Raw genomic sequence first — 8783 nt, 5'->3', positions numbered from 1 at the left:
CACCCGTCACGTTGGCCGCCGCATCGAGTTTCGTCTTCGCCATCGCATGTGGAACCTGGATGGTGATCGCGGCGAAGTGATTAACGACATGGTCGTGCTGGCGCGGCTTGTTGCAATCTCGATTCCCCGAAGCAGACGGATCGAGCATAATAATCAGGGAGAGAGCGCCCGGGGCGTTCGCGCTACTCTGAGTCATGATTCTCGACCCTCGCGTGTATCAGGCCACACTTGATCGAGCTCGCGACCGAGCCATGGAGTGGATCGAATCGCTCCCTGACCGGCCGGTCGCACCTACGAAAAGCGCTAACGACCTGCTTCCGCTTTTCGGTGGTGTGCTCCCCGACCATCCCACTGATCCGGTCGATGTGGTCGACGAGTTGGCCACTCTGGCCGAGCCTGGCATTATGGCCATGTCATCCGGTCGCTTCTTCGGCTGGGTCATCGGTGGAACGCTCCCTGCGGCGCTCGGCGCTGACTGGTTAGTGAGCGCCTGGGACCAGAACGCGGCGATGCGCTACGCCAGCCCTGCGACGGCCGCCATCGAAGAGACTGCGGGCAGGTGGATCGTCGAGCTGCTCGGGCTACCCACGCGATCGGATGTCGGATTCACGACCGGTGGCACCGCCGCGAACTTCGTTGGAATCACCGCCGGTCGCGGCTGGGTGTTGGAGCAAGCCGGCTGGGACATCAACGCACAGGGCTTCAACGGCGCCCCACGCATCACGGTGCTCGCCGGCGCCGAGCGTCACATCTCCGTGGATCTCGCGTTGCGGTATTCGGGGCTCGGTCTGCCGACACTGGTCGACGCAGATGACCAGGGCCGCATTATTCCGTCCGCCCTCGCCTCTGCGCTCGACGACGTGGACGGGCCGGTAATCGTGTGTCTGCAGGCAGGCAACCTGCACTCGGGCGCATTCGACCCGATGCGTGAGTGTAGCGACCTGGCCCATGCGAAAAACGCCTGGGTGCATGTGGACGGCGCCTTCGGATTGTGGGCGGCTGCGTCGCCGCAGTTTGTCGACGCGCTGGACGGTGTCGATCTCGCCGACTCCTGGGCGACCGATGCGCACAAGACGCTGAATGTTCCCTACGACTGTGGCGTCGCTATCGTCTCCAAGAAGGATGCCGCGGTGAAGGCGTTCGGAGTGCAGGCGAGTTACCTTACTCGTGACGGTGCGATGACTGACCCTATGGAGGTGACGCCGGAGATGTCACGTCGCGCGCGTGGCGTCCCGGTCTGGGCGGCGCTCAGGCAACTGGGGCGCACCGGCGTGGTCGACATGATCGACAGGCTCGCTGAAAATGCACGGGCGCTAGCGTCCGGTCTCGGTGCGCTGGGCGGAGTCACGGTGTTGAACGACGTGGTGTTCACCCAGGTGTCGCTGTCGTTCGGCGCGGATGAACGTACCCGGGAGGTCACGGCTCGACTCATCTCGGATGGCACCGTCTGGATGTCGGGGTCCAAGTGGAATGGCCACGACATCCTGCGCATCTCAGTCAGCAATTGGTCGACGGATGCCGCGGAAGTCGCGATCGCGATAGCAGCGGTGAAGCGTGCGATCGCAGCAGTCGGAATCGAGCCGGACTAGACGAAGGTCCCAGGGACGTCGTAAACGGCTGGCGTGTGCTCCGTCTCTGTGAGGGCAGCTGGATCACGTCGTCACACCCAGAAATATGGTGGCCGCCTGCCGGGATCTACCGTTGGTACCCGGTCGCAACATGGTGCGCCGACGCGATCGGGATGAACGGGTGACTCTTCCGGCCGAATGGTTCGCGCGCGATCTCCCGGCCCGGAGGTCAGCCGCGCTTGGTCGGTCGCGCCGCACGTGTGCGCCCCAGCGGAAAGAGGAAGCGACCGAAGAGTCCGAGAGCCGTCCAGGTCGTGAAGGGGAGCGAGGCGAAACTCAGGAAGAGTGCTGTGCCGCCTATCCAGCCCGCAGGCAGTTGACGCAACACAGCCCAGCCGGTGACCTTGGTGAGCAGCACGAGCGCGGTGACGAGCACAGCGACGACGACGATGTGCACGGCGAGCTTCGTCTGCGTGGAACCGGGGCCCTGTACCCACCCGGTAAATGAAACGCCACAGAGCGCGCCAGCTGCGAGGGTGAGAAAGAATGGCGTAGGTTCCAGACCCGCGCCCCGCAGGTACCACAGCATGGCGATCAGCCAGCAGGGAATCGCATAGGTGGCGAATGGCTAGCATGAAACGTATCATAACTTGCTGCGCCAGCGGCAAAAGTGGCAACTCGCTGCCGAAAGCTGCGACGCCCGGAGGATCGGCCGGCACAACGCCTACGCGGCGACCTCGGCGAGGTAACGCTTGACAGCTTCGGCTGCGGCCTCGTGGTCGACGACATCCGGTTCCCCGGAGGTGCCGATGGTCGCCACGAGTTCGCCGTTGACGAAGATCGGGATGCAGCCACCCCAGAACTTGTAACTGTCGTCCAGGCCGTCCGCGAGGGAGGGGTCGGCGTCTTTCTTCAGCCTGGCGAGCAGCGAACTGTGGCCGAATTTCGTGGCGACGAGGATCTTGCCCTGGATGACATCCGCGTTCCGCTGCCCTGTGCTGCCGAGCTGCGCGCGGTAGGCGAGTTCGTCGCCGATGTGGACGTCTACGGCGAGGTTGCGCTCCCACTCGCGGATGACGCCAACGGCGATCTCGCCGAGCCTCACCGCATCATCCCTGAGGAACGATGCGACGTTGGCGACGGGCTCGCTCTGGAGCTGCTCGATCGTGTAGAGGGGTTCTGGGCGAGTCATGGCTATTCCTTTGTTGTGGGCGAACATAGGGCAGCTTAGCCACGCACCGTCGCGCCGAGCGTGTTGTGCCGAGCAGACGCATTCGACGGGCTGCGGGAATGAAACGCGGCGCTCGACGTTAAGTTGAGTCAAGGGCACTCAAGTTTCCACAGGAGGTCTCATGCCTAACAGTTTTGAACCCGAAGAGAACGGCAGCAACTCGTTTGACGAGTTTCTCGCACGCTATCTCGAAGGCGAACGCGCGGCGCAGTCCGGGCGCTCGATCGACATCAGCCGCCTGCTGAGCCGTCGCAGCCGTGACGTTCTGGCCCAGGCCGGCCGTTTCGCCGTCGAGCACGGCCACAGCGAGTTGGACGCACTCCACATTCTGCGCGTGCTCGCCAGGCTCCAGCCGGCCGCCGACGTCATCACGCGCGTCGGCTCCGACCCCGCAGCCGTTGCGGATGCCGCGGAGCAGCGCCTGCCGGAGGCATCCGCAGAACGTACCGATGCGCCGGTACTCACGCAGTCCGGCCAGCGCGCGCTGTTCCACGCCTACCAGGTGGCCCGCGCCTCCGGGTCGACCTATATCGACCCTGAGCACCTCTTCTTCGCCCTGGTGATCAACCAGGATTCCCCGGCCGGCCAGGTGCTGGCTGCTGCCGGCGTGACACCTGAGGCGCTGCAGTCGGGGATGCGGGAGACAGTGAACGCCCAGGGAGCGGATCCGGTGGGGGTGTCATCCGAGTCCGAAACGCCGATGCTCGACAGGTTCGGCATCGACCTCACGGCTATGGCACGTTCCGGCGACCTCGACCCGGTGATCGGTCGTGCCGACGAGATCGAGCAGACCATCGAGATCCTCTCGCGGCGCACCAAAAACAACCCGGTGCTGATCGGCGAGGCCGGTGTCGGCAAGACAGCGATCGTCGAGGGTCTTGCCCAGGCGATCGTTGACGGCGGTGTGCCGCAGCAGCTGCGCGACAAGCGTGTCGTCTCCCTCGACCTGCCGGCGATGCTCTCCGGTACTCGCTACCGCGGCGACTTCGAGGAGCGTCTCACCAAACTGATGGATGAGATCAGCGCTCACCAGGCGGAGATCATCGTCTTCGTCGACGAACTGCACACCGTCGTCGGTGCTGGTGGCGCGGGCGAGGGCGGCATGGACGCCGGCAACATCCTGAAGCCGCGACTGGCCCGCGGCGAGCTGCACGTTGTTGGAGCAACCACCCTCAAGGAATACCGCTCGATCGAGAAAGACCCGGCGCTCGAGCGTCGCTTCCAGCCGGTGCAGGTCGGTGAGCCCAGCATCGAGGATGCCGTGCTCATCCTCTCCGGGCTGCGCAAGGCCTACGAAGATCACCACGGTGTGCGGTACACCGACGAGGCCATCCGTGCCTCCGTCGAGCTGTCTGCTCGCTACGTGCCCGACCGCTTCCTTCCCGACAAGGCCATCGACCTGATCGATCAGGCCGGTGCGCGGCTGCGTCTCAAACTCGGCTCGCAGGTGGACGTCTCCGGCCTGCTCCGGGAGCTGGCCGAACTCGAGTCGTCGAAGAACTCCGCGGTCGCCCTCGAACACTATGAAGAGGCATCACGGTTGCGCGACCAGATCGACGCCGTGCACACCAGGCTCGATGCTGCCAGGCCGACCACGGCATCCTTGGACCAGTCTGCAGCGATCGAGTCGGCTGAAGTCGAGTCGGCCGTGGTCGACGAGGCAGAGATCGCCGCCGTGATCTCCCGCGCGACCGGCATCCCGGCCAGTCGCCTGACCGAGGTCGATCGTGAGCGCCTGGCACGGCTCGACGTCGAACTGCACGAGCGTGTGGTCGGACAGGACGACGCCGTGGCCGTCGTCGCGAAGGCGGTACGGCGCAACCGCACCGGCATGGGTGACCAGAACCGGCCGGTCGGCAGCTTCCTCTTCCTCGGCCCGACAGGCGTAGGAAAGACAGAGTTGGCCAAGGCGCTGGCGGAGTCCCTCTTCGGTGACGACAAGGCGATGCTGCGGTTCGACATGAGCGAGTTCGGCGAACGCCACACGGTGAGCCGACTCGTCGGTGCCCCTCCCGGTTACGTCGGGTATGACGAGGCCGGCCAGCTGACCGAACGCATCCGTCGCAACCCCTACTCGGTCGTACTGTTCGACGAGATCGAGAAGGCACACCCCGACGTCTTCAACCTGCTGCTGCAGGTTCTGGATGATGGGCGGCTCACCGATGGACAGGGTCGCACCGTCGACTTCCGCAACGCCGTGATCATCATGACCTCGAACCTCGGTTCGGAGTTTCTTGCCAGCCGGGGCGGCGCGCTGGGCTTCGTCGCGAGTACCGAAAACGCGGCGAACAAGGTCATTGCGGAGAAGGAGTTGCGCAACCGGGTGATGGGCAAGCTGCGGGAGGCGATGCGACCCGAGTTCCTCAACCGCATTGACGAGATCGTGCTGTTCCGCAAGCTCGAGACCGAGCAGCTGCACGACATCGTGCGCCTGCTGATCCGCTCTACCGAGGCTCGGCTGGCGGCGCGGAACATCGAGCTCACCGTGTCCGAGGAGGCGATCGACTGGATCGCCGAACACGGGTACGAGCCAGAGTACGGTGCCCGGCCGTTGCGTCGCGTCATCCAGCGCGAACTCGATGATCGGATCGCGGACCTGCTGGTGACCTCGGACCTCACGGACGGCGGAACCGTGACCGTGGTCGTGAACGACGACACCCTCGTCGTCGAAGCGCACCAGGTCGCGGAGCTGCCACTGGCCGCGTAGCCGGCAGCAGCAGCGCAGAAGGGCGGGCGACTTCGGTCGCTCGCCCTTCTCGTGTCTACGGGTAGCCGCCGGTTCGTAACCTGTTTCTCCGGAGGAATCTGCTTCTGCCCCGGGGTATCCGCTCATCGCGGGCATGTATGCCCCAATCCTCCGGAGAAACGACATCGGGCGCCGCGCGGGCGACTACTCCGTCACGGGATCGCCCTCGTTGCGGTCTCCGACGCTCCCGGGACGATTCAGGCCAGCGGCGGCAGCAGCCCACGCATCCCGGCGAGAGAGCGGGCGATGAGTAGCGACGGGTCGACTATTTCATTGCGACGGATGAGGTCGTCCAATTCGTCGACGGTCATCCGCACTGTACGCACCTGCTCGGTCGGATCCGAGAGGTCAGCGGATGCCGCGGCGGTGACCCGACAGAAGAACAGGTGCACGGCCCACGCCGACCGACCGGGGTTGGCCGCGTAGCTGTACAACGGTTCGAGTCGCGCCGGCTCGAGGCCGGCCTCTTCGCGGCATTCGCGCGCCGCGGCATCCATCGGCTGCTCGCCATCTTCGCCGGCTCCGCCCGGCAGGTCTTAGATCCAGCGCTCGAGCGGGTAGCGGTATTGCCTTGCCAGGCACAGCATGTCGTTCTCGTCGACGATGAGAACGGCGGCCGCGAACGGCACACTCTCGTCGACTTCGTAGGTGGCATGTTGCCCAGTGGGTAGCACCACATCGTGCTCGGAGATGATCGATCGCCCGCGGTAGACAGTGCGAGAGCCGCGCTTGTGCCAGTGGGTTTCGGGCTGGTCCTCGCTCGTCGCAGTCATACCGACATCATCGCCGATTCCGCGACGGGAGCGACCATACCGAGCTCGCGACCATGGCCCGACGGATGCCAACAGCCGCTCGAGCGGCTGTCGGCACCCCTCGAGATCCGACGCTTCGACCATCGCCCGTGCGTCCTGCACTCTGCTTCCGCCGATCGTGGCCAAGAAGCTAGTTTCGCGGCTGCGGCCGCGCACCGATACTGTGCCAAATGAAGGAGATCTTGAACGTTCTGGCGGTTGTGGCTCCGAGAATCCAGGGATGTCAGGCGGCGGTGCCTTCATTTGGCACCGAACGAACCCACGCACCGAACGAACCCACGCACACACGCACCGAACGAACCCACGCACACACGCACTCACGCACCGGCGCAAACGCTACGCCGCCACTGCCATAGCGCTCGCCGCCAGCACCTGCAGCGCGGCGATCCCATCGCGGGAAAGGATCGACTCGAGGTGCCCCTGCACGGAGGCGAATCCGGGGCCGCGCAGCGCGAAGACGTCGCGGCTGGCGGGGTCGACGCTGCCTTCGACCCGGTCGGGCAGGGAGCCGCCAGGAGCGAGGCGTGCGGTGAAGGTGTTGTAGAAACCGACGACCGCCGGGGTGCCGAAGAGGTCGATCTCGAGCGGTAGCCCCTGGCGCGGTCGATCCAGCCGGTCGATGCCGAGACCGAGCTTCGTTGCGAGCACCTGGTGGCTGAGGCAGACGGCGAGCAGCGGCAGGCCGACGGCTCGACGCGCGTCGATCACCTCGCCGATCTTGCGGACGCGGGCGGAGCCGAGGTCCAGCGGATCGCCGGGTCCGGGGCCGCAGACCAGCAAGTCGGCGTTCTCGATATCCGCATCCTCTAGAGTGCTCCAGTGCACAATGCGCACCTCCATACCGAGATGGCGCAGCTGGTGGCCGAGCATGGTGGTAAAGCGGTCCTCGAAATCGACGATGGTGGCACGGCGCCCTGCGAAGCCGGCCTCCGGTTCCGGCTGCTGGTCGTTCATCCAGAACGGGGAGAGCTGTGCGTTGCGACGCTGCAGTGCATCCTGAATTACCGGGTCGTCGGCGAGAGGAGCGTGACGCGCGACATCCACGGCGGGCAGCAGTCCGAGCGCCGCGAGCACCCCGCTCGCTTTACTGTGGGTCTCCTTCACCTCGCTGGCCGGTACCGAGTGACGCACCAGGGTCGCACCAGCCGCGACCCTGACAGTCCCATCGCCCGCGAGCTGCGCGGTACGGATGAGAATGGGCGCGTCGAGCGAGAATCCGCCGCCGTCCTCGGGCGAGATGAGGGCTGCAACGCCCGCGTAATAGCCGCGTCCCGCGGTCTCGTGCCGTTCGATCACCGCGCAGGCGTTCTCCATAGGAGACCCGGTGACCGTCGGTGCGAACATCGTCTCGCGCAGCACGTCTCGCACGTCGAAATCACTGTGCCCGCGCAGCAGGTATTCGGTGTGGGTCAGCCGCGACATCTGCTTGAGGTACGGCCCATGGATGAAACCGCCGGAGGCGCAGACGGCGCTCATCATCTTGAGTTCCTCGTCCACCACCATGAAGAGCTCCTCCACCTCCTTGGTGTCGCCGAGGAACTCCAGGAAGCCCTCGCGGTCGGGGCCGGTCGACGGATGTCGGTAGGTACCGCTGATCGGGTTCATTGTCACCACACCCCGCTCGACCGACACGTGACGTTCGGGTGAGGCGCCGACCAGGGCGATGTCGGGGGTGACGATCGCGAAGGTCCAGTGCGCTCCCGACTCACGCTCGAGCAGCCGGCGCAGCAGATTGGGGGCGAGACTGCGTGCCGGGGTTCCGGTGGTGGCGATGAAGTCGCGGCGGATCACGAAGTCGGCTCCCTCGCCTCGCCCGATCTCGTCGTCGATGACGTGTTGCACGATGTCCGCATATTCTTCGTCGGGAATGTCGAAACCGACGGCGGTCACGTCGATCTCCCCGGTGGGAAGTATCCGGATCGCCTCGTTGCGCGGCACGGACTCGCGCTGTTCGACGATCATGCAGCGCAGCGGAGCGCCGTCGTCATGTGCGCGGTAGCCGCGTTCGGCGACCTGGCGGAAGGGCACGATGCTGAGCACCTCGCGGCGGATGCCCGCGGCATCCGTCAGCGGGATGTCGGCGAGCAGTGCAACGTCGACGATGGGGCCCGCGAGGACTTCGAGGTCGTCGCGACCGGCGCGCGCCAGCAGCGCATAAGCCTCGGGTGGTGTCGCGCCGAGGATCTCATCGAGCAGGGTCATGGGTGGCTCCATCTCTCAGTGCCATCCGTACCGAGGCCGAAAAAAAGACCGCCCCGGTAACGGGAGGCGGTCGAATCTGTTCGTCAGACAGCAGCCGCCTATCGGCGGAGCCACCAGGAGGCGCGTGCTGCGGTCATGGGAATCATGCTAGCGCACCGGTGACAAAATCGAATCCTGTATCCGTCGACCTCAGTGTGCCGGCTCGTGACGGCGTGTGCCAGGCA

The 8783-nt window shown here is 65.6% G+C and carries 8 protein-coding genes; 2 read left to right on the top strand and 6 right to left on the bottom strand.

The features are described from left to right. Positions 1–196 (bottom strand): hypothetical protein (locus tag ABIB56_RS12115; protein ID WP_354569467.1); only part of this gene is annotated, 196 nt, incomplete at its 3' end. Positions 197–251: 55 nt separating this feature from the next. On the opposite strand from ABIB56_RS12115, the gene ABIB56_RS12110 reads away from it, so the two are divergent. After that, positions 252–1589, top strand: coding sequence for a pyridoxal phosphate-dependent decarboxylase family protein (locus ABIB56_RS12110; protein ID WP_354569466.1), 1338 nt, complete (start codon positions 252–254; stop codon positions 1587–1589). Between the two features lie 208 nt (positions 1590–1797). Here ABIB56_RS12110 and ABIB56_RS12105 read toward each other — a convergent pair whose 3' ends face one another. Both ABIB56_RS12105 and ABIB56_RS12100 read right to left on the bottom strand, forming a co-directional pair. Further along, positions 1798–2157 carry a hypothetical protein gene (locus ABIB56_RS12105; RefSeq protein ID WP_354569465.1) on the bottom strand — a complete coding sequence of 120 codons (360 nt, stop codon included), beginning with the start codon at positions 2155–2157 and terminating at the stop codon, positions 1798–1800. Between the two features lie 135 nt (positions 2158–2292). After that, entirely contained in the window at positions 2293–2760 is a 468-nt protein-coding gene (locus tag ABIB56_RS12100) for a heme-binding protein (protein WP_354569464.1), read from the bottom strand. 160 nt (positions 2761–2920) lie between these two features. Here ABIB56_RS12100 and ABIB56_RS12095 point away from each other — a divergent pair, with 160 nt between their 5' ends. Next, positions 2921–5506, top strand: coding sequence for an ATP-dependent Clp protease ATP-binding subunit (locus tag ABIB56_RS12095; RefSeq protein ID WP_354569463.1), 2586 nt, complete (start codon positions 2921–2923; stop codon positions 5504–5506). Positions 5507–5742: 236 nt separating this feature from the next. On the opposite strand, the gene ABIB56_RS12090 is transcribed toward ABIB56_RS12095, so the two are convergent. From ABIB56_RS12090 to ABIB56_RS12080, 3 genes are all read right to left on the bottom strand, one after another. Beyond that, positions 5743–6078, bottom strand: a complete 336-nt coding sequence (locus ABIB56_RS12090) for an NUDIX hydrolase (RefSeq protein WP_354569471.1) — start codon at positions 6076–6078, stop codon at positions 5743–5745. 3 nt (positions 6079–6081) lie between these two features. Then, entirely contained in the window at positions 6082–6483 is a 402-nt protein-coding gene (locus ABIB56_RS12085; protein WP_354569462.1) for an NUDIX hydrolase, read from the bottom strand. Positions 6484–6693: 210 nt separating this feature from the next. Then, a complete protein-coding gene (locus ABIB56_RS12080; protein WP_354569461.1) occupies positions 6694–8559 on the bottom strand; it encodes a chorismate-binding protein in 1866 nt (621 codons plus the stop codon). Between the last annotated feature and the right edge of the window lie 224 nt (positions 8560–8783).

Origin of the sequence: Glaciihabitans sp. UYNi722, assembly GCF_040549465.1 — a bacterium.
GTDB lineage: Bacteria > Actinomycetota > Actinomycetes > Actinomycetales > Microbacteriaceae > Lacisediminihabitans.
Note: the sequence above shows the minus strand (reverse complement) of the source record. Positions and strands in the feature narration are given on the sequence as shown.

Excerpts from the sequence above, each read along its gene's own strand:
- ABIB56_RS12110 (WP_354569466.1), top strand. The coding sequence starts at position 252 with ATGGAGTGGATCGAATCGCTCCCTGACCGGCCGGTCGCACCTACGAAA.
- ABIB56_RS12105 (WP_354569465.1), bottom strand. The coding sequence starts at position 2,157 with ATGCTGTGGTACCTGCGGGGCGCGGGTCTGGAACCTACGCCATTCTTT.
- ABIB56_RS12100 (WP_354569464.1), bottom strand. The coding sequence starts at position 2,760 with ATGACTCGCCCAGAACCCCTCTACACGATCGAGCAGCTCCAGAGCGAG.
- ABIB56_RS12095 (WP_354569463.1), top strand. The coding sequence starts at position 2,921 with ATGCCTAACAGTTTTGAACCCGAAGAGAACGGCAGCAACTCGTTTGAC.
- ABIB56_RS12080 (WP_354569461.1), bottom strand. The coding sequence starts at position 8,559 with ATGACCCTGCTCGATGAGATCCTCGGCGCGACACCACCCGAGGCTTAT.